We start from the raw sequence: 22,448 nt of genomic DNA, 5'->3' as shown, positions 1-22,448 counted from the left end.
TCGTTGCCCCCTAATCGTTTCTGAGAGTGGCTGCGTTGCTGGACAAAATTCGCGTCGTTCTGGTGGGTACCAGTCATCCGGGCAATATCGGCGGTGCCGCGCGGGCAATGAAAAACATGGGCCTGTCGCGTCTGGTGCTGGTGGCGCCCGAGGATTTCCCGAGTGGCGATGCCGTTGCGCGGGCCTCCGGTGCGACCGATGTGCTGGACGCCGCGCAGGTGGTCGACACGCTGGAGGAGGCGCTGGTCGGTTGCACCCTGGTGGTCGGCACCAGTGCGCGTGATCGACGCATTCCCTGGCCCTTGCTCGATCCGCGTGAGTGCGGTGTGACCAGTTGCGAGCAGGCGGCCGCTGGGGGTGAGGTGGCGTTGGTGTTCGGCCGCGAGTACGCCGGCCTGACCAACGAGGAGCTGCAGCGATGTCAATACCACGTGCATATTCCGTCCAATCCGGAGTTCAGTTCGCTGAACCTGGCTGCGGCGGTGCAGGTGCTGGCCTATGAAGTGCGCATGGCCTGGCTGACCGCTTCGAGTCTGCCGACCAAGGTGGAGAAGCTGGAAACCACGGCGATGCTCAATTCCCAGGCGGCGACCGCGGATGAGCTGGAGTCCTTCTACGGCCATCTGCGTCGCGTGCTGGTGATGATCGGTTTTCTCGATCCGCAGAAGCCACGGCACCTGATGACTCGCCTGCGTCGTCTTTACGGGCGCAGTGCGGTGAGCAAGTTGGAAATGAACATCCTGCGCGGCATCCTTACCGAGACGGAGAAGGCCGTGCGTGGAGAGCCTCACAAGCAGGGGAAGTCTGATGTTTGAACGCATGCGAGAAGATATCCAGAGCGTTTTTCACCGTGATCCGGCGGCGCGTAATGCCTTCGAGGTGGTGACCTGCTATCCGGGGTTGCATGCGGTCTGGCTGCACCGGTTGGCCCATGCGCTGTGGCGCTCGGGCTGGAAGTGGCCGGCGCGGGTAGTCTCCAATTTCGGTCGCTGGATGACCGGTATCGAGATCCATCCGGGGGCGAAGATCGGTCGGCGTTTCTTCATCGATCACGGAATGGGCATCGTCATTGGCGAGACCGCCGAGATCGGTAACGACGTGACGCTGTACCAGGGGGTGACCCTGGGCGGCACCAGCTGGAACAAGGGCAAGCGCCACCCGACTCTGGAAGACGGTGTGGTGGTCGGCGCCGGGGCCAAGGTGCTGGGGCCGTTCACCGTCGGCGCCGGGGCCAAGATCGGCTCCAATGCCGTGGTGACCAAGGAGGTGCCGGCCGGTGCCACCGCGGTGGGGATTCCCGGCAAGATCATCGTCAAGTCCGATGACGAGCAGGAAGCCAAGCGCCAGGCGATGGCCGAGAAGATCGGCTTCGATGCCTACGGCGTCGGTCAGGACATGCCGGACCCGGTGGCGCGTGCCATCGGCCAGTTGCTCGATCACCTGCACGCGGTCGACGGACGCCTGGAGGGGATGTGCAAGGCGCTGACGGCGCTTGGCAGCGACTACTGCGCCAAGGACCTGCCGACACTGCGTGACGAAGACTTCGCCGATGTCTGCAAGGACCAGCAGCAGGGCGACAAGCCCGCTGCCTGATGCAGGGGGAGGCGGTTCTTGCTATAGTGCCGCCTCTTTTTGCGGTCAATCCTGAGTAAATCAATAGGTCTTATAGTTGACTTAAATACTCGGGAATTGCATACTTCGCCGCAATTCAGTGATTCGTGGTAGAGCCATGCGACTGACCACCAAAGGCCGTTACGCCGTTACCGCCATGCTCGATCTGGCGCTGCACGCGCAGCACGGTCCCGTTTCCCTGGCCGATATTTCCGAGCGGCAGGGCATCTCCCTGTCCTATCTCGAGCAACTGTTCGCCAAGCTGCGCCGTGGCAACCTGGTTTCCAGCGTGCGCGGGCCCGGTGGCGGCTACCAGCTGTCGCGTGACATGCGCGGTATCCAGGTGGCTCAGGTGATCGATGCGGTCAACGAATCCGTGGATGCCACGCGTTGCCAGGGGCAGGGCGATTGCCACTCTGGCGACACCTGTCTGACCCATCACCTGTGGTGCGATCTCAGTCAGCAGATTCATGAGTTCCTCAGTGGCATCAGTCTGGCTGATCTGGTCGCGCGCCGTGAGGTTCAAGAGGTCGCGTTGCGCCAGGATCAGCGTCGCTGCTCCGGCAGAGGCACTATGCCGCATTTGGATAAGATTGAAGCGTCTGCCATCGAGTGAGCAGGGCGTTTGCCTGATAGGAGAAACCCAATGAAATTGCCCATTTACCTCGATTATTCCGCCACCACGCCGGTCGATCCGCGTGTCGCGCAGAAGATGAGCGAATGCCTGCTGGTCGACGGTAACTTCGGCAACCCGGCTTCGCGCTCGCACGTATTCGGCTGGAAGGCCGAGGAAGCGGTGGAAAACGCTCGTCGTCAGGTCGCCGAGCTGGTCAATGCCGACCCGCGCGAGATCGTCTGGACCAGCGGTGCCACCGAGTCCGACAACCTCGCCATCAAGGGCGTGGCGCATTTCTACGCCAGCAAGGGCAAACACATCATCACCTCGAAGATCGAGCACAAGGCGGTGCTGGACACCACTCGCCAGCTCGAACGCGAAGGTTTCGAAGTCACCTATCTCGAGCCGGGCGAAGATGGTCTGATCACGCCGGCCATGGTCGAAGCAGCGCTGCGTGACGACACCACGCTGGTGTCGGTCATGCACGTCAACAACGAGATCGGCACCATCAACGACATCGCCGCCATCGGCGAGCTGACCCGCTCGCGCGGTGTGCTGCTGCATGTCGATGCCGCGCAGTCCACCGGCAAGGTGGAAATCGATCTGGAAAAGATGAAGGTCGACCTGATGTCCTTCTCCGCGCACAAGACCTACGGCCCGAAAGGCGTGGGCGCATTGTACGTGCGCCGCAAGCCGCGTGTGCGCCTGGAAGCGCAGACCCACGGTGGCGGCCATGAGCGCGGCATGCGCTCCGGCACCCTGGCCACCCACCAGTGCGTGGGTATGGGCGAGGCCTTCCGTATCGCCAAGGAAGAGATGGCTGCGGAAAACCAGCGCATCACCGCCTTGCGCGACCGCTTCTACCGCCAGCTCGAAGGCATGGAAGAGCTGTACGTCAACGGCAGCCTGACTGCCCGCGTGCCGCACAACCTCAACCTGAGCTTCAACTATGTCGAGGGCGAGTCGCTGATCATGGCGCTCAAGGACCTCGCCGTATCGTCCGGTTCGGCCTGTACCTCGGCCTCCCTGGAGCCGTCCTACGTACTGCGCGCGCTGGGCCGCAACGACGAACTGGCGCATAGCTCGATTCGCTTCACCTTCGGTCGTTTCACCACCGAAGAAGAGGTCGACTACGCTGCTGCCAAGGTCCGCGAGGCCGTGGACAAGCTGCGTGAACTGTCGCCCCTGTGGGATATGTTCAAAGAAGGTGTCGACCTTTCCTCCGTGGAATGGGCAGCACACTGATAGCTGCCTGAAGAGCGGCACCTGATGAGAGAGGAAGTACAGCATGGCTTACAGTGACAAGGTCATCGACCACTACGAAAACCCGCGCAACGTCGGCAAGCTGAACGCCGAAGATCCGGATGTCGGCACCGGCATGGTCGGCGCGCCGGCCTGCGGTGACGTGATGCGCCTGCAGATCAAGGTCAACGAAAGCGGCGTGATCGAAGACGCCAAGTTCAAGACCTACGGCTGCGGTTCGGCTATCGCCTCCAGCTCCCTCGCCACCGAGTGGATGAAGGGCAAGACTCTGGATGAGGCCGAGAGCATCAAGAACACCCAGCTCGCCGAAGAACTGGCGCTGCCGCCGGTGAAGATCCACTGCTCCGTGCTCGCCGAGGACGCCATCAAGGCGGCCGTGCGCGATTACAAGCAGAAGAAAGGCTTGCTCTGATACGAGGTTTGCAATGGCCATCACCATGTCTGAAGCTGCTGCCCGCCATGTGCAGCGCTCCCTCGAGGGGCGCGGCAAGGGTGAGGGCATTCGTCTCGGTGTGCGTACTACCGGCTGCTCCGGCCTGGCCTACGTGCTCGAATTCGTCGATGAGCTGGCGGCCGAGGATCAGGTTTTCGAGAGCCACGGCGTCAAGGTGATCATCGATCCCAAGAGCCTGGTCTATCTCGACGGCACCGAACTGGACTTCGTCAAGGAAGGCCTCAACGAGGGCTTCAAGTTCAACAACCCCAACGTGCGCGGTGAATGCGGCTGCGGCGAAAGCTTCAACGTTTGAGGCGCCTGCGTGGGTAATCCTTGCCATTTCGCCCTGTTCGATCTGCAGCCGAGTTTTCGTCTCGACCTCGAGCAGTTGGCCGCACGCTATCGCGAGCTGGCGCGCCAGGTTCATCCGGATCGCTTCGCCGATGCCGGTGAGCGCGAGCAGCGTCTGGCGCTGGAGCGCTCGGCCTGTCTCAACGAGGCTTATCAGGTCCTGAAGACGCCGTCGCAGCGAGCGCGTTATCTGCTGGCCCTGCGTGGGCCCGAGCTGCCGCTGGAAGTGACGGTCCAGGATCCGGATTTTCTGCTGCAGCAGATGCAGCTGCGCGAGGAGCTGGAAGAACTGCAGGATGACGCCGATCTCGCCGGCGTCGCGGCCTTCAAGCTGCGCCTGAAAACCGCACAAGAGCAGCTCAATGACAGTTTCGCCGCGTGCTGGGACGACGATACCCGGCGCGAGGAGGCCGAGCGCCTGATGCGTCGCATGCAGTTCCTCGACAAGCTGTCCCATGAAGTGCGCCAGTTAGAAGAGCGCCTCGACGATTAACCTGTAGGTTGCTTCGGCAGCCTGCCTGATGATTTCAAGAAGACCATGGCCTTATTGCAGATCGCCGAGCCTGGGCAGAGCCCGCAACCGCACCAGCGTCGGCTGGCGGTGGGAATCGACCTGGGTACCACCAATTCGCTGGTGGCTGCTGTACGCAGCGGCCTGGCCGAACCCCTGGCCGATGGCGATGGCAAGGTCATCCTGCCGTCGGCCGTGCGCTATCACCCGCAGCACGTGGAAGTTGGCGAGTCGGCCAAGCTGGCGGCGGCCAGCGATCCGTTCAACACCGTGCTGTCGGTCAAGCGCCTGATGGGCCGTGGTATCGCCGACGTGCATCAGCTGGGCGAGCAACTGCCCTATCGCTTCGCCGCGGGCGAGTCGCATATGCCGTTCATCGAGACCGTGCAGGGGGCGAAGAGCCCGGTCGAGGTCTCGGCGGAAATTCTCAAGACGCTGCGTCTGCGTGCCGAGCAGACCCTGGGCGGCGAGCTGGTCGGGGCGGTGATTACCGTGCCGGCCTATTTCGATGACGCCCAGCGCCAGGCCACCAAGGATGCCGCACGGTTGGCCGGGCTCAATGTATTGCGCCTGCTCAACGAGCCAACCGCTGCCGCTGTGGCCTATGGCCTGGATCAGAAGGCCGAGGGTGTGGTCGCGATCTACGATCTGGGTGGCGGTACCTTCGATATCTCCATCCTGCGCCTGACCGGTGGCGTGTTCGAAGTGCTGGCCACCGGTGGCGACAGTGCGCTGGGTGGTGATGACTTCGATCATGCCATTGCCGACTGGATCATCCAGCAAGCCGGCATTTCCAGCGATCTCGATCCGTCGGCGCAGCGCAGCCTGTTGCAGGCCGCTTGTGCGGCCAAGGAAGGGCTGACGAATGCTGATCACGTCGAGCTGAGCCATGGCGACTGGCGCGGTACGCTGTCGCGCGAGCAGTTCGAGGCGCTGATCGAGCCCATGGTCGCACGCAGCCTCAAGGCCTGCCGGCGCGCGCTGCGCGATTCGGGCGTCGAGCTGGAAGAAGTCAGCGCCGTGGTCATGGTCGGTGGCTCCACTCGCGTGCCTCGCGTGCGCGAGGCGGTGGTCGAGCTGTTCGGTCGCACGCCGCTGACCAATATCGATCCCGATCAGGTGGTGGCCATCGGCGCTGCGATCCAGGCTGACACCCTGGCGGGCAATCAGCGTGGCGAGGGCGAAGAGCTGCTGTTGCTGGATGTGATCCCGCTGTCGCTCGGCCTGGAAACCATGGGCGGGCTGATGGAGAAGCTGATTCCGCGCAATACCACCATTCCGGTAGCGCGTGCGCAGGACTTCACCACCTACAAGGATGGCCAGACGGCCATGATGATTCACGTGCTGCAGGGCGAGCGCGAGCTGATCGCCGACTGCCGCTCCCTGGCACGTTTCGAATTGCGCGGCATCCCGCCGATGGTGGCTGGTGCGGCGAAGATTCGAGTGACCTTCCAGGTCGATGCCGACGGCCTGCTCAGCGTCGCCGCGCGCGAGTTGGGCTCGGGCGTGGAGGCGAGCATTCAGGTCAAGCCTTCCTATGGCCTGACCGATGGCGAGATCGCGCGCATGCTGCAGGACTCCTTCCAGAACGCCGGCGACGACAAGGCTGCACGGGCTCTGCGTGAGCAGCAGGTCGATGCCCAGCGCCTGATCGAGGCGGTCGAGGCGGCCCTGCAAGCCGATGGCGAGCGCCTGCTCGATGCCGAGGAGCGTGAGGTCATCGAATTGCAGGTGCAGGAGCTGCGCGACCTGCTCGCCAGCAATGACGGCCTGGCCATCGAGCGGCAGAGCAAACGCCTGTCGCAGGTGACCGATGCTTTTGCTGCCCGTCGTCTTGATTCGACGGTGAAGGCCGCGCTGGCTGGGCGCAATCTCAACGAGATCGAGGAATAATTGATGCCGCAGGTGATTTTTCTGCCTCACGAGCGATTCTGCCCGGAAGGCCTGGTGGTAGAGGCCGAACCCGGGATCTCGATCCTCGAGCTGGCGCACCAGCACCATATCGAGATGGAGAGTGCCTGTGGCGGCGTGTGCGCCTGCACCACCTGCCACTGCATCGTGCGCGAGGGCTTCGACTCGCTTAACGAGGCGGACGAGCTGGAAGAGGACTATCTGGACAAGGCGTGGGGCCTGGAGGCCCAATCGCGTCTGGCCTGTCAGGCGATCGTCGGTGAGGAAGACCTCACCATCGAAATTCCCAAGTATTCGCTGAATCACGCGGCAGAAGCGCCGCACTGAGCCTGGAAACCTCATCATGAGTTTGAAATGGGTTGATGTGCTGGAGATCGCCATCCAGTTGAGCGAGAGCAAGCCTGATGTCGATCCGCGCTACGTGAACTTCGTCGATCTGCATCGCTGGGTCGTGGAGCTGCCGGAATTCGCCGATGACCCGCAACGCGGCGGCGAAAAAGTGCTCGAGGCCATTCAGGCGGCCTGGATCGAAGAGTTGTAGATCAGCACTCGCTGCAAGCCTCTGGCTACAACAGTCAGGGCGGCTCGTAGCTTTTACTTGCAGCTATAGGCTTGCCGCCTGTGGCTGCCATCCCGGAACCCGCGTATAATTCGCGGGTTTAATTTTTCGCTTTAACCCTAAGTTTCTGGAGCTTCACATGGCTGTTCAACGTACTTTCTCCATCATCAAGCCGGACGCCGTTGCCAAGAACGTCATCGGTGAGATCACCACCCGTTTCGAAAAGGCCGGTCTGCGCGTCGTCGCGTCGAAGATGGTGCAACTGTCCGAGCGCGAAGCTGCCGGTTTCTACGCTGAGCACAGCGAGCGCGGTTTCTTCAAGGATCTGGTTGCCTTCATGACCTCCGGTCCGGTCATCGTCCAGGTTCTGGAAGGTGAAGATGCCGTTCTGAAAAACCGCGAGCTGATGGGCGCTACCAACCCGAAAGAAGCTGCTCCGGGCACCATCCGCGCCGATTTCGCCGTTTCCATCGACGAGAACGCCGTTCACGGTTCGGACTCCGAAGCATCCGCTGCGCGCGAGATCGCTTACTTCTTCTCCGCCACCGAGCTGTGCGCGCGCATTCGCTGATTGGCGAATGAAGCGAGGGTGAAGCCATGACCAATACCACCGGCAAGATCAACCTGCTGGGCCTGACCCAGCCGGAAATGGAACAGTTCTTCGAGTCCATCGGCGAGAAGCGCTTCCGTGCCGGCCAGGTAATGAAGTGGATTCACCACTTTGGCGTCGATGATTTCGCCGCCATGACCAATGTCGGCAAGGCCTTGCGCGAGAAGCTCGAGGCCTCTGCCGAGATTCGCGGCCCGGAAGTGGTCAGCGAGAATATTTCCGCCGATGGCACGCGCAAGTGGGTGGTGCGTGTGGCGTCGGGCAGCTGCGTGGAAACCGTGTACATCCCGCAGAAAGGCCGCGGCACCCTGTGCGTGTCGTCGCAGGCCGGTTGTGCCCTGGACTGCAGCTTTTGCTCCACCGGCAAACAGGGTTTCAACAGCGACCTGACCAGCGCCGAGATCATCGGCCAGGTGTGGATCGCCAACAAATCCTTCGGCACCGTGCCGGCGAAGATCGACCGCGCCATCACCAACGTGGTGATGATGGGCATGGGCGAGCCGCTGCTGAACTTCGACAACGTCGTCTCTGCCATGCAGATCATGATGGACGATCTGGGTTATGGCATTTCCAAGCGCAAGGTGACCCTGTCCACCTCCGGCGTGGTGCCGATGATCGACAAGCTGGCCGAAGTCATTGACGTGTCTCTGGCCCTGTCGCTGCACGCGCCCAACGACGAGCTGCGCAACCAGCTGGTGCCGATCAACAAGAAGTACCCGCTGGACATGCTGCTGGCGGCCTGCAAGCGCTACGTCGCCAAGCTTGGCGAGAAACGTGTGCTGACCATCGAGTACACCCTGCTCAAGGGGGTCAACGATCAGCCCGAGCATGCTGAGCAGATGATCGCACTTCTCGCCGATGTGCCTTGCAAGATCAACCTGATTCCGTTTAATCCCTTCCCCTTCTCGGGGTACGAGCGGCCGAGTAATAACGCCATTCGCCGCTTCCAGGACCTGTTGCACAAGGCCGGTCATAACGTCACGGTACGCACTACGCGGGGTGACGATATCGATGCGGCCTGCGGCCAGTTGGTCGGCCAGGTGATGGATCGTACCCGGCGTAGTGAGCGCTACATTGCCGTGCGCCAGCTGGGCAGCGAGGCACAAGAGCCACGCGCTGCCGCTAACCGAAATTGAAGAGAGGATGTCTATGAGTTCGCGCCCCGCGCTGTTGTTGCTAGTTGTCAGTCTGCTCGGCGGCTGTGTGACTACCGGTGACGTTGACCCCATGCGTACGACTAAAGGGCGCGACGAGGCGCGCGATGCCTATGTGAAACTCGGCATCGCCTATATCCAGCAGGGCGATACCCAGCGCGCCAAGGTGCCGCTGAAGAGTGCGCTGGAGCTGGACGCCTCCAACGCCGATGCGCATGCGGCCCTGGCCATGGCGTTCCAGCTGGAGATGGAGCCGAAGCTGGCCGATGAGCATTTTCGCAAGGCGCTGTCCCTGCGCCCCAAGGATGCGCGCCTGCTGAACAACTACGCCGGCTTCCTGTTCGAGCAGAAGCGCTACCAGGACGCCATGAACACCTACCTCAAGGCCGCCGAGGACAACCTTTATCCCGAGCGCTCGCGGGTGTTCGAGAACCTCGGGCTCACCGCCCTGCAGCTGAAGCAGCGTGAGCAGGCCAAGGAGTACTTCCAGCGCTCGCTGCGCCTGAGCAGCCGCCAGCCGCGGGCGTTGCTGGAGATGGCCATGCTGTCCTACGAGGACAAGGAGTACGTGCCGGCTCGTCGTTACTATGACAGCTACAGCGAAATCGCCCCGCAGAACGCGCGCAGCCTGCTGCTCGGCGCACGTCTGGCCGAGGTGTTCGAGGATCGTGACAGGGCTGCCAGCCTCGGGCTGCAGCTACGCCGTCTGTATCCGGCTTCTCAGGAATATCAGCAATACGTTTCGGGGCAAAAATGAAAGCGGCACATAGCGAAGCAGTGACTCAGCCAATGCCGAGCAATCCGGGCGAAAGTCTGCGTCAGGCCCGTGAGATCAAGGGCTGGAGCGTCGCCGAAGTGGCCATGCAGCTCAACCTCACCCCGCAGCGTCTGGCCCAGATCGAAGCAGGTGCTTTCGACAAGCTGCCGGGCACCACCTTCGCTCGTGGCTACATCCGTGCCTATGCCAAGTTGCTGGAGCTGGATCAGAACCGCCTGGTGCTGGAGTTCGATCAGTTCACCGGCACCGATGCCACCGGCAGCAACGTGCATAGCCTGGGGCGTATCGAGGAGCCCGTGCGCTATTCGCAGAGCATCCTGCGTCTGGTCAGTTTCCTGCTGTTGCTGGCGCTGATCGGCGCCGGTTTCCTGTGGTGGCAGGAACAGGGGCGGTCGGTGACCAGTCTGGCTGACCTGGGGCTCGAGCATGTGGAAGTGGAGGGTGCCGATGGCACCACTCAGGTGCATTCGCTGGCCGAGCCGGAAGACCAGGCCGTGGTCGCGGCCCAGGGTAACGAGTCGGCCAGTCCGCTGTTGCTGCCGATCGAGCCGGGCGAAGCGCCGGAAGCCGTAACCGAAACCCAGCAGCCTGCCGCAGAAGGCACCGCCGCTGCGCCGACTCCCGCGCCTTCCGCTGCGCCCGAAGCCACCCAGCCGGATACCGCTGCAGCACCGCAGGCGCCGGCCGCGCCGGAGCCCACTGCACCCGTCGCGGTCGCGCCAGGGCAGGGCGCCCTGAGCGTACAGTTCACCGCCGATTGCTGGACGCAGGTGACCGATGCCGATGGCAAGGTGCTGCTCAGCGCGCTCAAGCGCAGTGGCGAGCGCATCGAATTGACTGGCAAGGCGCCCATGGAATTGCGTCTGGGCTTCGCGCGCGGCGCTCAGGTCCGCTTCAACGGCGAAAACGTGGATGTCGCGCCGTACATGACCGGCGAAACCGCGCGCCTGAAACTGGGGTTGTAAAGCATGCATTGCGAATCGCCGATCAAGCGTCGCCTGTCGCGCAAGATCTGGGTTGGCTCGGTACCGGTAGGCGGCGATGCGCCGATTGCCGTACAGAGCATGACCAACACCGACACCAACGATGTGGCGGCCACCGTGGCGCAGATCCGTCGCCTGGAAGATGCCGGCGCCGACATCGTGCGCGTTTCCGTGCCGGACATGGATGCCGCCGAGGCCTTCGGCCGCATCAAGCAGCAGGTACGCGTACCGCTGGTGGCGGATATTCATTTCGACTACCAGATCGCCCTGCGCGTGGCCGAGCTGGGCGTCGACTGCCTGCGCATCAATCCCGGCAACATCGGCCGTGAGGACCGCGTCAAGGCGGTGGTCGAGGCCGCACGCGACAAGGGCATTCCGATCCGCATCGGGGTCAACGCCGGGTCCCTGGAAAAGGACCTGCAGAAGAAGTACGGCGAGCCGACTCCCGCGGCGCTGGTGGAATCCGCGCTGCGTCATGTCGAGCATCTCGATCGCCTGAACTTCCCGGACTTCAAGGTCAGTGTGAAGGCTTCCGACGTGTTCATGGCCGTCGAGGCCTATCGCCTGCTGGCCAAGCAGATCGAGCAACCGCTGCACCTGGGCATCACCGAGGCCGGTGGCCTGCGCTCCGGTACCGTGAAGTCCGCAGTCGGCCTGGGCATGCTGCTGGCCGAGGGGATTGGCGATACCATCCGCATCTCGCTGGCCGCCGACCCGGTGGAAGAGATCAAGGTCGGTTTCGACATTCTCAAATCCCTGCGCCTGCGTTCGCGTGGCATCAACTTCATCGCCTGCCCGAGCTGCTCGCGGCAGAACTTCGATGTGGTCAAGACCATGAACGAACTGGAGAGCCGCGTCGAGGATCTGCTGGTGCCGCTGGACGTGGCCGTGATCGGCTGCGTGGTCAACGGCCCCGGCGAAGCCAAGGAGGCGCATATCGGCCTCACCGGTGGTAGCCCGAACAACCTGGTCTACATCGATGGCAAACCGGCCTCGAAGCTGACCAACGAAAACCTGGTGGACGAGCTGGAGAAGCTCATCCGCGACAAGGCGGCCGAAAAAGCCGCCGCCGATGCCGCCGTGATCGTGCGCAGCTGATCGCTGCGCTTTAAGGATTCTTTGTGAGCAAGTCCCTACAAGCCATTCGTGGCATGAACGATATCCTGCCGGAGCAGACGCCTGCCTGGCGCTACCTGGAAAGCACCCTGGTCAGCCTGCTCGACGGCTACGGCTACAAGGAAATCCGCCTGCCCATCGTCGAATACACCGAGCTGTTCGCCCGGGGCATCGGCGAGGGCACCGACGTGGTCGACAAGGAGATGTACACCTTCCTCGACCGCAACGAAGAATCCCTGACCCTGCGCCCCGAAGGCACCGCCGGTTGCGTGCGCGCCGTGCTCGAGCATGGCCTGGCCGGCGGCGGCCAGGTGCAGAAGCTGTGGTACGCCGGCCCCATGTTCCGCTACGAGAAGCCGCAGAAGGGCCGTTATCGCCAGTTCCATCAGGTGGGTGTGGAAGCCTTCAACCTGCCGGGCCCGGACGTCGATGCCGAGCTGATCGTGCTGACCTGGCGTCTGTGGAAGAAACTCGGCCTGGCCGATGCGGTGACCCTGCAGCTCAACAGCCTGGGTTCCAGCGAGGCGCGCGCTGCCTATCGCGACGCCCTGGTGGCCTACCTGCAGGAGCGCTTCGACCAGCTCGACGAGGACAGCCAGCGCCGTCTGAGCACCAACCCGCTGCGCATTCTCGACAGCAAGAACGAGGCGACCCAGGCCGTGCTGGTCGGTGCGCCGACCCTGGGCGACTACCTCGACGAGGAGTCGCGTCTGCACTTCGAGGGCGTCAAGGCGCGCCTGGATGCGGCCGGCATTCGCTATCAGATCAACCACAAGCTGGTGCGCGGTCTGGATTACTACAACCGCACCGTGTTCGAGTGGGTCACCGACAAGCTCGGCGCCCAGGGCACGGTGTGCGCTGGCGGTCGCTACGACGGCCTGGTGGCGCAACTGGGTGGCAAGGCCACGCCGGGTGTCGGCTTCGCCATGGGTGTCGAGCGCCTGGTGCTGCTGCTGGAAACCCTGGACCTGTTGCCGGCAGAGCTCAATCGCCCTGCCGACGTATACGTCTGCGCCTTTGGCGAGGCGGCGGAGCTGGCGGCGCTGGCGCTGACCGAGCGTCTGCGCGACGAGTTGCCGGGGCTGCGTCTGCTGCTCAATAGCGGTGGCGGCAGCTTCAAGAGCCAGTTCAAGAAGGCCGACAAGAGCGGCGCGCGTTATGCGCTGATTCTGGGGGACGACGAATTGGCAGGGCGCGTGGTAGGTTGCAAGCCGCTGCGCGACGACAGTGAACAACAAAGCGTTGCCTGGGATGCTCTGGCCGAGCATCTGGCCGCCTGCCAGCAGGCCTGAGCAGGCTCTCGATTAGGAGTACGGGGTTAGACATGCAGACCGAAGACGAACAGATCGCGCAACTCAAGGACTGGTGGGATCGCAACGGCAAGCCTTTGCTGGCCGGCGGGGTATTGGCGCTGGTGGCCGTATTCGGCTGGCAGGGCTGGCAGAAGTACCAGGTCAACCAGGCACAAAGCGCTTCTCTGATCTATCAGCAACTGCTGGAGACCGCACTGAACCCGGCCGGCACGCCCGATGCGGCCAAGGTCGCCGAGCTGGCCGGTAAACTCAACAGCGAGTTCGGCGGTAGCCATTACGCCCAGTACGGCAGTCTGTTCGTCGCCAAGGTGGCGGTCGAGGCGGACAGGCTGGACGATGCCGCGGCTGCGCTGCAGCGCGTGCTGGACAAGCCTGCCGATGCCACGCTCGGCGAGCTGGCGCGTCAGCGCCTGGCCCGCGTATTGGCAGCTCAGGACAAGGCCGACGAGGCGCTGAAGCTGCTCGATGCCAAGGTCGAGAACGCCTTCCTCGCCAGCCGTGAAGAACTCAAGGGCGACCTGCTGGTGAAGCTGGGTCGCAGTGACGACGCGCACGCTGCCTATCAGAAGGCCAAGGATGCGCTGGCCGAAGACGCCGCTGTCGGCGGCCTGCAGATGAAGCTGGACGACCTGGCAAAAGGGGATGCGTGACGTGATGCGTTGGAAGAATGCCGCACTGCTGGCTCTGGCCGTTCTGGCCGTGGGTTGCAGCAGCAATAGCAAGAAGGAACTGCCGCCGGCCGAGCTGACCAAGTTCGACGCCGAAGTCGAACTGCGCACCGAGTGGAGCCGCTCCGTTGGTGACGGTCAGGGCGAAACCTTCAACATGCTGGTACCGGCTATCGACGGCGAAGTGATCTACGCTGCCGACGTCGAAGGCCTGGTCATGGCCATGGACCGCACCACCGGCAAGGTCATCTGGCGCAAGAAGCTGGACATCCCGGTTTCTGGCGCCATCGGCGTTGGCTACGGCCAGGTGCTGCTGGGCACGCTCAAGGGTGAGGTGATCGCCCTGGACTCCAGCGATGGCGAAGAGCAGTGGCGCTCGCGCGTGACCAGCGAAGTGCTGGCGGCGCCGGCCAGCAACGGCGATATCGTCGTGGTGCAGACCCAGGACGACCGCCTGATCGCCTTCGACGCCAGCACCGGCAGCCAGCGCTGGATCGTCGAGAACACCCCGGCCGTGCTGACCCTGCGTGGTACCGGCGCGCCGCTGGTGACCAACCGTCTGGTGGTCGCCGGCCTGTCCAGTGGCAAGGTGATTGCAGTCGACGCCCAGCGTGGCCTGCCGGTGTGGGAACAGCGCGTCGCCATTCCGCAAGGTCGTTCCGAGCTGGAGCGCGTGGTGGACATTGACGGCGGTCTGCTGCTGTCCGGCGGCACCGTCTACGCGGTGAGCTACCAGGGCCGTGTCGCGGCCATGGATCTGGAGTCCGGTCGCGTGCTGTGGCAGCGCGAGGCGTCCAGCTCGGTAGGCGTCGCTCAGGGCTTCGGCAACGTCTACGTCAGCCATGCCAGCGGCACCGTCGAAGGTATCGACGAGCGCAGCGCCTCGGCGCTGTGGAGCAATGATTCGATGGCGCGTCGCCAGCTCTCGGGGCCGGCGGTGTTCTCTAGCTATGTCGCCGTGGGTGACTTCGAGGGCTATCTGCACCTGCTGAGCCAGGTTGATGGTCGCTTCGTCGGCCGTACCCGCATCGACAGCGACGGCCTGCGCGCCCAGCCGCTGGTGGTGGGTGACTGGCTGTACGTCTACGGCAACAGCGGCAAGCTGGTGGCTCTGACCATCAAGTAAGCCGACTATGCTGCCTTAACCTGGCAGCACGCAGTATCCCGGCCGCTGCCCCTGCAGCGGCCTTTGCATTTTCTGAATTAACTCAAGTGGAGAGCCTGATGGTTCCCGTAATTGCCCTGGTGGGCCGGCCGAACGTCGGCAAGTCCACACTCTTCAACCGCCTGACCCGCAGCCGCGACGCTATCGTTGGCGATCTGTCCGGTCTGACCCGCGACCGCCAGTACGGTGAGGCGAAGTGGCAGGGGCGCACCTATATCGTGATCGACACCGGGGGTATTTCCGGGGACGAGGAAGGCATCGACGCGAAGATGGCCGAGCAGTCGCTGCAGGCCATCGAGGAAGCCGATGCCGTGCTGTTCCTGGTGGACGCGCGCGCCGGCATGACCGCCTCGGACCAGATGATCGGCGAGCATCTGCGTCGACGCAACAAGCGCAGCTTCCTGGTGGTGAACAAGGTCGACAACCTCGACGTCGACCTGGCTCGCGCCGAATTCAGCCCCATGGGCCTGGGCGAGCCGCTGGCGATTGCCGGTGCCCATGGCCGTGGCATCACCCAGATGCTCGAGGCCGTGCTCGGCATCTTCCCCAAGGATGCCGGCGAGCCGGAAGAGGGTGCCGAAGCAGAGGAGGAGGTGCAGGAAGGCCAGGAGGCCAAGCGCATCCCCGGGCCGAGCGAGAAGGACGGCATCAAGCTGGCCATCATCGGCCGCCCCAACGTCGGCAAGTCGACGCTGGTCAACCGTATGCTCGGCGAAGAGCGGGTCATCGTGTATGACCAGGCCGGCACCACGCGCGACAGCATCTACATCCCCTTCGAGCGCGACGACGAGAAATACACCCTGATCGACACCGCCGGTGTGCGCCGCCGCGGCAAGATCTTCGAGGCGGTGGAAAAGTTCTCCGTGGTCAAGACGCTGCAGGCCATTCAGGACTCCAACGTCGTGGTGTTCGTCATGGACGCCCGCGAAGGGGTGGTCGACCACGATCTCAACCTGCTCGGCTTCGTGCTGGAAAGCGGTCGCGCCCTGGTCATCGCCCTGAACAAGTGGGACGGCATGGATCAGGGCCAGAAGGACTACGTGAAGACCGAGCTGGAGCGCCGGCTGTTCTTCGTGGACTTCGCCGATATCCACTTCATCTCCGCGTTGCACGGCACCGGCGTCGGTCATCTGTACAAGTCGGTGCAGGCCGCCTTCCACTCGGCCGTCACTCGCTGGCCGACCAGCCGCCTGACGCAGATCCTCGAGGATGCCGTCAGCGACCACGCGCCGCCGCTGGTCAACGGTCGCCGCATCAAGCTGCGCTACGCCCACCTGGGTGGCGCCAACCCGCCGCTGATCGTGATCCACGGCAATCAGGTCGACGCCGTACCGCGCGCCTACACCCGTTACCTGGAAAACACCTTCCGCCGTGTGCTGAAACTGGTGGGTACGCCGATCCGCATCGAGTACAAGGGCGGCGAGAACCCCTACGAGGGCAACAAGAACAAGCTCACCGACCGCCAGGTGAACAAGAAGCGTCGCCTGATGAGCCACCACAAGAAGGCCGAGAAGAAGCGCAAGGACAAGCGCAAGTAAGCACCCACCGTGCACGTCGGACGGCGTTCGGCGTGCACGGCATAAGCTTCCAGCCTCTTTTCATAAGCGCTGCGGCTGCCGCCTGCGGCGTCCTTCGGCTATCCTCGCGGCTTGCCTTGTTCTTCTTAGGAAGTCGCGATGCTTGTCAGCAAACTGCCCAACGTCGGCACCACCATCTTCACGCGGATGTCCCAGCTCGCCCTTGAGGCTGGCGCGATCAACCTGTCCCAAGGCTTCCCCGATTTTGACGGCCCGCAGGCATTGCGCGAAGCCGTGGCGCGCCATGTGCTGGAAGGGCGCAACCAGTACAGCCCGATGACCGGTCTGCCGAGTCTGCGCCAGCAGGTGGCGGCGAAGATCGCCCGCAGTTATGGCGTGCAGCGTGATGCCGACAGCGAGATTACCATCACCCCCGGCGCCACCGAGGCGATCTTCTGCGCGGTGCAGGCGCTGATCCGCGCTGGCGATGAAGCCATCGTGCTCGACCCTTGCTACGACAGTTACGAGCCCTCGGTGGAGCTGGCCGGTGGGCGCTGCGTACACGTGCCGCTGGCCCTGCCGGATTTTGCCGTGGACTGGCAGCGCCTCGCCGATGCGATCACGCCGCATACCCGGCTGATCTTCCTCAACTCGCCGCACAACCCCAGTGGCGCGCTGCTGACGCGCGCCGATCTGAACAAGCTGGCCGAGCTGATTCGCGGTCGCGATATCCATGTGATCAGCGACGAGGTCTACGAGCACCTGATCTACGATGGCGCCCGCCATGCCAGCGTGCTGGCCCACGAGGAGCTGTATCGGCGCGCCTTCGTGGTCAGCTCCTTCGGCAAGACCTATCACGTCACCGGCTGGAAGACCGGCTACGTGGTGGCGCCGTCGGCATTGACTGCCGAGCTGCGCAAGATTCACCAGTACGTCAATTTCTGCGGAGTGACACCGCTGCAGCACGGCCTGGCCGATTTCATGGCGGCCTGCCCTGAGCACGTGGAGGAGCTGCCGGCCTTCTACCAGGCCAAGCGCGATCTGTTCTGCGACCTGCTGGCCGGCTCGCGTTTCACCTTCACCCGCGCGCCGGGCACCTACTTCCAGCTGGCCGACTATTCGGCGATCCGCCCGGACCTGGACGATGTGGCCATGGCCGAGTGGCTGACCCGCGAGCATGGCGTGGCGGCGATTCCAGTCTCGGTGTTCTATCAGTCAGCACCCAAAGACATGCGCCTGGTGCGTTTCTGCTTCGCCAAGCGCGAGGAGACCCTGCGCCAGGCTGCGGAAAAACTCTGCGCGGTGTGAGCTCGCTTCTACCGCTTCTGTGAGACCTTGACATGAGCGACAAACCCGACCTAGAACTGGCGCTGGTCCAGACCGGCCTGGCCTGGCACGATCCGGCCGCCAACCGCGAGCACTTCCAGGCCTTGCTGCAGCAGGCGCGTGGCGCCGATCTGGTGATCCTGCCGGAGATGTTTTCCACCGGCTTTTCCATGGACTCGGCCGAACTGGCCGAGCCCGAGAACGGCCCGACCACGCTCTGGTTGCGCGAGCAGGCGCAGGCTATCGGCGCGGTGATCTGCGGCAGCCTGATCATCCAGGCGGCCGATGGCAGCTACCGCAACCGCCTGCTCTGGGCGCGCCCGGATGGTTCGCTGGCGCATTACGACAAGCGCCATCTGTTTCGCATGGCCGGCGAGCACAAGCATTACAGCGCCGGTGATCAGCAGGTGGTGCTGGAGCTGAACGGCTGGCGCGTGCGCCCGCTGATCTGCTACGACCTGCGCTTCCCGGTGTGGAGTCGCGATGCCGGCGGGACCGATCTGCTCATTTATACCGCCAACTGGCCCGGCGCTCGCCGCCAGCACTGGAATCGACTGCTGCCGGCGCGGGCCATCGAGAACCTGTGCTATGTCGCGGCTGTGAACCGCATCGGCGAGGACGGCAAGGGCCACGGGTATACTGGCGATTCCCAGGTGCTGGATTTCCAAGGCGAGGCGCTGCTGGCGGCGGGTGATGGTGATGGTGTGTTCCGCGCCCGGCTGTCGAGCGAGGCACTGGCTGCCTACCGCGAGCGCTTCCCGGCGCACCTGGATGCCGATACCTTCACCTTGAGCTGATCAGGAGCTACATGAACATGGACGTACAGCAGAGCAATCCCTTCCAGCCTCCGCAGGCCGACCTGCAGCAGGCCACCGCCAATCAGTTGCCGCTCTACAGCGTCGCGGGTGTTGGCCTGGCGACCTTCATCGGCACGCCGCTGGCTGGCGCCTGGTTGCTGGCGCATAACCTGCAACTGCTCGGCAAGGCGGATCGCGTGGCGATGGTCTGGGGCATTTCCGTCTTCCTGCTGGTGGTTACCTTGGTCCTGGCTTTCGTCTTGCCGGAAGAGGTGCCCGCAATGCCGTTCGCCATCGCACAGTTGATGGCAATGATCATGTTTGCCAAGAGCCTCATGGAAGCTGATCTCAAGCAGCATGCCGAGGCCGGTGGTGCGTTTCTGTCCAAGTGGCGGGCAGCGGGCATCGGCCTGTTATTCACCATCGGCCTGGCCGCGCTGATGTTCGCGGTGCTAATGATTTTTGATATCTAAACGTCTTGAGTCCTGGATTTGATCGGGCGATGAAACGCGCCGGCATGAGTCTGAGGGAGATGCTTCGTAGGGTGCGCCGTGCGCACCAGGACCGACGATGCCTGATCCTCGGTGCGCACGGCGCACCCTACGCCACTGATGATTTCGATATTTGAGTGTCATGTTCCCGGATTACATCCGGGCTACGCATAGCAAAACGCCGGGCAATGCCCGGCGTTGTCGTTTTAGCCTCGGCGGATCAGGCCGCCTGCGACTCGGCCTGGCTCAGGGCGCGGTTCAGCGCGCTGAACAGGGCGCGGAAGCTGGCGGTGGTCAGGTTCTCGTCGATGCCGATGCCGTGCAGGGCGCGGCCGCCGTTGACGCGCAGCTCGATGTACGCCGCGGCCTTGGCGTTGGTGCCGGCGCCGATGGCGTGCTCGCTGTAGTCCATGATCTCGACGGCCACTGGCAGGCCGGCCACCAGGGCTTCCAGCGGACCCTTGCCGATACCGCGCCAGTGATGGCTTTCGCCAGCGCTGATCACTTCAACGTCCACTGCGCTGGTGCCGTTCTCTTCCTGCAGGCGATGGCCTTTCAGGGCGTAGGGAGCGCTGGCCTGCAGGTACTCGCTTTCCAGCAACTGATAGATCTGCGCGGCGGTCATTTCCAGGCCCAGGCGATCGGTCTCGCGCTGCACCACCTGGCTGAACTCGATCTGCATGCGCCGCGGCAGGCTGATGCCGTACTCCTGCTCGAGCAGGAAGGTGATACCGCCCTTGCCGGACTGGCTGTTGACGCGAATCACCGCCTCGTAGTCGCGGCCGATGTCGGCCGGGTCGATCGGCAGGTAGGGCACTTCCCATACGGCGTCATCTTTCTGCTGGGCGAAGCCCTTGCGGATGGCGTCCTGGTGCGAGCCGGAGAAGGCGGTGTGGACCAGGTCGCCGGCATAGGGATGGCGCGGGTGCACGGGAATCTGGTTGCAGTCCTCGACCACCTTGCGCACCGCGTCGATGTCGGAGAAGTCCAGCTGCGGATCGACGCCCTGGGTGTAGAGGTTCAATGCCAGGGTCACCAGGCAGACGTTGCCGGTGCGCTCGCCGTTGCCGAACAGGCAGCCCTCGACGCGATCAGCGCCGGCCATCACCGCCAGCTCAGAGGCGGCCACGCCGGTGCCGCGGTCGTTATGGGTGTGCACGCTGATCAGCACGCTGTCGCGGCGGTCGACGTGGCGGCCGAACCATTCGATCTGGTCGGCGTAGTTGTTCGGCGTGGCGCATTCGACGGTGGCCGGCAGGTTGAGGATCAGCTTGTTCGCCGGGGTCGGCTGGAACACCTCGATCACCGCGTTGCACACCTCGACGGCGAAATCGGTCTCGGTCGAGCTGAACACCTCGGGCGAGTACTCGAAGCCCCATCGGGTATCCGGCTGTGCGGCGGCCAGGCGCTTGATGGTCTTGCCGGCAGCCACGGCGATGGCCTTGACGCCGGCCTTGTCCTGGTTGAAGACGATCTTGCGGAAGCTCGGCGCGCAGGCGTTGTAGTAGTGGACGATGGCGCGCTTGGCGCCCTTGAGCGATTCGAAGGTGCGCTCGATGAGATCGTCACGAGCCTGGGTCAGCACCTGGATGGTCACGTCGTCGGGAATATGGCCGCCCTCGATCAGCTCGCGAACGAAGTCGAAGTCGGTCTGCGAGGCGGACGGGAAACCCACTTCGATTTCCTTGAGGCCCACCGCGACCAGGCACTTGAAGAAGCGCATCTTCTTCTCGGCGTCCATCGGCTCGATCAGCGACTGGTTGCCGTCGCGCAGGTCGGTGGACAGCCAGATCGGTGCACGGTCGATGACCCTGTCCGGCCAGGTACGGTCGGGCAGGGCGATGGGCGTGAACGGACGGTACTTCTGCGAAGGGTCTTTGAGCATGGTCATGGTGCGATCCTGTATGCGGCGGCCAGCGATGGGCCAGGAATGGTCGAGGCGTAGGAGCGAGGCGTGCGATTCAGCTACGCAGTCGCTGGCTGACCAGGCATAGGTTGGCGTGTTGCCGCAGGAGAATGAGGGTTTGGCTGACGTTCATGGCGTCAACCCTACTCAGTGCGGTCAAAGCTGACAAGCATCGGCTGAAAATTGAAATTAATCGTCTTCAGGAAAAATTTCTTGCGATTTCTTGCTGTCAGGTTGGGGTGATGCGCTATTGCATTGCGCTGCTGTTTTTACGGCTTGAAGGCGCCGATAAAGATCGCCGGGTCGACCCGCGCGTCGTTGAGGCTGACGTTCCAGTGCAGGTGCGGGCCGGTGGCGCGGCCGGTGGCACCGACCTTGCCCACGTGCCCGCCGCGGGCGATCTCGTCGCCGAGCTTCACGTCGATCTCCGACAGGTGGCAGAACATGCTGATCAGGCCCTGGCCATGGTCGAGGAACACCGTCTTGCCGTTGAAGAAGTAGTCGCCGATCAGGATCACCTTGCCGGCCGCCGGTGCCTTGATCGGCGTGCCGCGGTTGGCGGCGAAATCCAGGCCCGAGTGCGGGTTGCGTTCCTCGCCATTGAAGAAGCGGCGCAGGCCGAAGGGGCTGGACAGCGGCCCGTTGACCGGCCTGTCGAATAGCAGGTTGCTCGGCTGGCGCGCGCTGAACTGCTGGTAGGCGCGGGTCTGCTCGGCCAGCTCGCGCTCGATGCGCTTGAGGTTCTCGGCGTTGGGCGTGACCTGCTGCTGGTTCTTGATGGTGATGCGCTGCTCGGCGTAGTGCTTGGCGCCGACCTGAAAGCTCAGCTTCTGGCCGCCCTCGACCTCCACCTGCTGGGTACCGGGCTTGACGCTCAGGGGGATGCCGACGATGGCGATCCAGCGCTGGCCGTCCTCGCGCACGGTCAGCACCGGCTTGCCCTGATAGCGCACCTTGGGTGCCTGCGCCGGGTTGCCCAGATCGACCACCGCCACGCCCCCCGGCACCGGCTTGTTCAGCAGGCGGGTGATAAAGCCTTCGGCATGGGCGGGCAGGGCGAGAACCAAGGCCAGCAGGCCCACGAACAGGTTAGTACGGCTAGGGGTGTGCATGGGGATTCAGTCCAGCAGCGACAGCGTCGCCGGTTGTATGTGGTTGTCCTCGACGCGCACGTCCAGCTCGCCCTCGCTCAGGCGCGCCTTGAGGCGCTGGCCCGGTTGGGTCTGGGCGGCGTTGCGCACGGCCTGGCCGCGCTCGTCGAGGAGGATGCTATAGCCGCGGCCGAGCGTGGCCAGGGGGCTGACGATCTGCAATTGCGCCGCCAGTGCGCCCAGTTGCTGGCGCTGGCTGCGCAGCTGTCCCTGCA

25 protein-coding genes are annotated in these 22,448 nt (G+C 63.8%); 22 read left to right on the top strand and 3 right to left on the bottom strand.

The window, feature by feature from the left end:
• Positions 1-35: 35 nt before the first annotated feature.
• From trmJ to N7333_RS16630, 22 genes are all read left to right on the top strand, one after another.
• Entirely contained in the window at positions 36-815 is a 780-nt protein-coding gene (gene trmJ, locus N7333_RS16735) for a tRNA (cytosine(32)/uridine(32)-2'-O)-methyltransferase TrmJ (RefSeq protein WP_177491010.1), read from the top strand.
• Positions 808-1,593, top strand: coding sequence for a serine O-acetyltransferase (gene cysE / locus N7333_RS16730; RefSeq protein ID WP_129481748.1), 786 nt, complete (start codon positions 808-810; stop codon positions 1,591-1,593). Before trmJ ends, cysE begins: the two co-directional genes overlap by 8 nt.
• Before the next feature lie 136 nt (positions 1,594-1,729).
• Positions 1,730-2,227 carry a Fe-S cluster assembly transcriptional regulator IscR gene (gene iscR, locus N7333_RS16725; protein WP_003246235.1) on the top strand — a complete coding sequence of 166 codons (498 nt, stop codon included), beginning with the start codon at positions 1,730-1,732 and terminating at the stop codon, positions 2,225-2,227.
• Between the two features lie 30 nt (positions 2,228-2,257).
• Positions 2,258-3,472, top strand: a complete 1,215-nt coding sequence (locus N7333_RS16720; protein ID WP_003246234.1) for an IscS subfamily cysteine desulfurase — start codon at positions 2,258-2,260, stop codon at positions 3,470-3,472.
• 43 nt (positions 3,473-3,515) lie between these two features.
• The gene (gene iscU, locus N7333_RS16715) at positions 3,516-3,902 is read left to right on the top strand and encodes a Fe-S cluster assembly scaffold IscU (protein ID WP_003246233.1); all 387 of its coding nucleotides are present in this window, start codon (positions 3,516-3,518) and stop codon (positions 3,900-3,902) included.
• Positions 3,903-3,915: 13 nt separating this feature from the next.
• Positions 3,916-4,239: an iron-sulfur cluster assembly protein IscA gene (iscA, locus tag N7333_RS16710; protein WP_003246232.1), complete on the top strand. Its 324-nt coding sequence runs from the start codon at positions 3,916-3,918 to the stop codon at positions 4,237-4,239.
• Between the two features lie 9 nt (positions 4,240-4,248).
• On the top strand, positions 4,249-4,770 hold the full coding sequence (hscB, locus tag N7333_RS16705; protein ID WP_129481747.1) for a co-chaperone HscB: 522 nt from the start codon (positions 4,249-4,251) through the stop codon (positions 4,768-4,770).
• Between the two features lie 45 nt (positions 4,771-4,815).
• The gene (gene hscA / locus N7333_RS16700; RefSeq protein ID WP_129481746.1) at positions 4,816-6,681 is read left to right on the top strand and encodes a Fe-S protein assembly chaperone HscA; all 1,866 of its coding nucleotides are present in this window, start codon (positions 4,816-4,818) and stop codon (positions 6,679-6,681) included.
• A gap of 3 nt (positions 6,682-6,684) precedes the next feature.
• Positions 6,685-7,026, top strand: a complete 342-nt coding sequence (gene fdx / locus N7333_RS16695) for an ISC system 2Fe-2S type ferredoxin (RefSeq protein ID WP_012019505.1) — start codon at positions 6,685-6,687, stop codon at positions 7,024-7,026.
• 16 nt (positions 7,027-7,042) lie between these two features.
• Entirely contained in the window at positions 7,043-7,240 is a 198-nt protein-coding gene (gene iscX / locus N7333_RS16690) for a Fe-S cluster assembly protein IscX (RefSeq protein ID WP_003246226.1), read from the top strand.
• 157 nt (positions 7,241-7,397) lie between these two features.
• Positions 7,398-7,829: a nucleoside-diphosphate kinase gene (gene ndk, locus N7333_RS16685; protein WP_003246225.1), complete on the top strand. Its 432-nt coding sequence runs from the start codon at positions 7,398-7,400 to the stop codon at positions 7,827-7,829.
• A gap of 26 nt (positions 7,830-7,855) precedes the next feature.
• Positions 7,856-9,004: a 23S rRNA (adenine(2503)-C(2))-methyltransferase RlmN gene (gene rlmN / locus N7333_RS16680; RefSeq protein WP_129481745.1), complete on the top strand. Its 1,149-nt coding sequence runs from the start codon at positions 7,856-7,858 to the stop codon at positions 9,002-9,004.
• A 13-nt stretch (positions 9,005-9,017) separates the two neighbouring features.
• Positions 9,018-9,779: a type IV pilus biogenesis/stability protein PilW gene (pilW, locus tag N7333_RS16675; protein ID WP_129481744.1), complete on the top strand. Its 762-nt coding sequence runs from the start codon at positions 9,018-9,020 to the stop codon at positions 9,777-9,779.
• Positions 9,776-10,765, top strand: coding sequence for a RodZ family helix-turn-helix domain-containing protein (locus N7333_RS16670; RefSeq protein WP_129481743.1), 990 nt, complete (start codon positions 9,776-9,778; stop codon positions 10,763-10,765). Before pilW ends, N7333_RS16670 begins: the two co-directional genes overlap by 4 nt.
• A 3-nt stretch (positions 10,766-10,768) precedes the next feature.
• A complete protein-coding gene (gene ispG / locus N7333_RS16665; RefSeq protein ID WP_003246221.1) occupies positions 10,769-11,881 on the top strand; it encodes a flavodoxin-dependent (E)-4-hydroxy-3-methylbut-2-enyl-diphosphate synthase in 1,113 nt (370 codons plus the stop codon).
• A 23-nt stretch (positions 11,882-11,904) separates the two neighbouring features.
• Positions 11,905-13,191 (top strand): histidine--tRNA ligase, encoded by a 1,287-nt coding sequence (gene hisS / locus N7333_RS16660; RefSeq protein WP_129481742.1) that lies wholly within the window; start codon positions 11,905-11,907, stop codon positions 13,189-13,191.
• A 32-nt stretch (positions 13,192-13,223) separates the two neighbouring features.
• Complete coding sequence (locus N7333_RS16655; RefSeq protein WP_003246219.1) at positions 13,224-13,862, top strand: tetratricopeptide repeat protein; 639 nt, start codon at positions 13,224-13,226, stop codon at positions 13,860-13,862.
• Positions 13,855-15,006, top strand: coding sequence for an outer membrane protein assembly factor BamB (gene bamB, locus N7333_RS16650; protein ID WP_129481741.1), 1,152 nt, complete (start codon positions 13,855-13,857; stop codon positions 15,004-15,006). The genes N7333_RS16655 and bamB overlap by 8 nt, the downstream gene beginning before the upstream one ends.
• Before the next feature lie 98 nt (positions 15,007-15,104).
• Entirely contained in the window at positions 15,105-16,583 is a 1,479-nt protein-coding gene (der, locus tag N7333_RS16645) for a ribosome biogenesis GTPase Der (RefSeq protein ID WP_012019500.1), read from the top strand.
• A gap of 138 nt (positions 16,584-16,721) precedes the next feature.
• Positions 16,722-17,870 carry a pyridoxal phosphate-dependent aminotransferase gene (locus tag N7333_RS16640; protein WP_129481740.1) on the top strand — a complete coding sequence of 383 codons (1,149 nt, stop codon included), beginning with the start codon at positions 16,722-16,724 and terminating at the stop codon, positions 17,868-17,870.
• A 32-nt stretch (positions 17,871-17,902) separates the two neighbouring features.
• Positions 17,903-18,685 carry an amidohydrolase gene (locus N7333_RS16635; RefSeq protein WP_129481739.1) on the top strand — a complete coding sequence of 261 codons (783 nt, stop codon included), beginning with the start codon at positions 17,903-17,905 and terminating at the stop codon, positions 18,683-18,685.
• Positions 18,686-18,696: 11 nt separating this feature from the next.
• Positions 18,697-19,158: a hypothetical protein gene (locus N7333_RS16630; RefSeq protein WP_279859111.1), complete on the top strand. Its 462-nt coding sequence runs from the start codon at positions 18,697-18,699 to the stop codon at positions 19,156-19,158.
• Positions 19,159-19,396: 238 nt separating this feature from the next.
• Here N7333_RS16630 and leuA read toward each other — a convergent pair whose 3' ends face one another.
• The 3 genes from leuA to N7333_RS16615 form a co-directional block, all read right to left on the bottom strand.
• Positions 19,397-21,067: a 2-isopropylmalate synthase gene (leuA, locus tag N7333_RS16625; protein WP_129481738.1), complete on the bottom strand. Its 1,671-nt coding sequence runs from the start codon at positions 21,065-21,067 to the stop codon at positions 19,397-19,399.
• A 284-nt stretch (positions 21,068-21,351) separates the two neighbouring features.
• The gene (locus N7333_RS16620; RefSeq protein WP_129481737.1) at positions 21,352-22,194 is read right to left on the bottom strand and encodes a peptidoglycan DD-metalloendopeptidase family protein; all 843 of its coding nucleotides are present in this window, start codon (positions 22,192-22,194) and stop codon (positions 21,352-21,354) included.
• 6 nt (positions 22,195-22,200) lie between these two features.
• Positions 22,201-22,448: exodeoxyribonuclease VII large subunit (locus N7333_RS16615; protein ID WP_279859110.1), on the bottom strand; the 248-nt coding region annotated here is incomplete at its 5' end.

Source organism: Pseudomonas sp. GD04158 (assembly GCF_029834875.1).
GTDB classification, from domain to species: Bacteria; Pseudomonadota; Gammaproteobacteria; order Pseudomonadales; family Pseudomonadaceae; genus Aquipseudomonas; species Aquipseudomonas hydrolytica.
The sequence above is the reverse complement of the archived record's forward strand: the minus strand, read 5'-3'. Positions and strand labels throughout refer to the sequence as shown.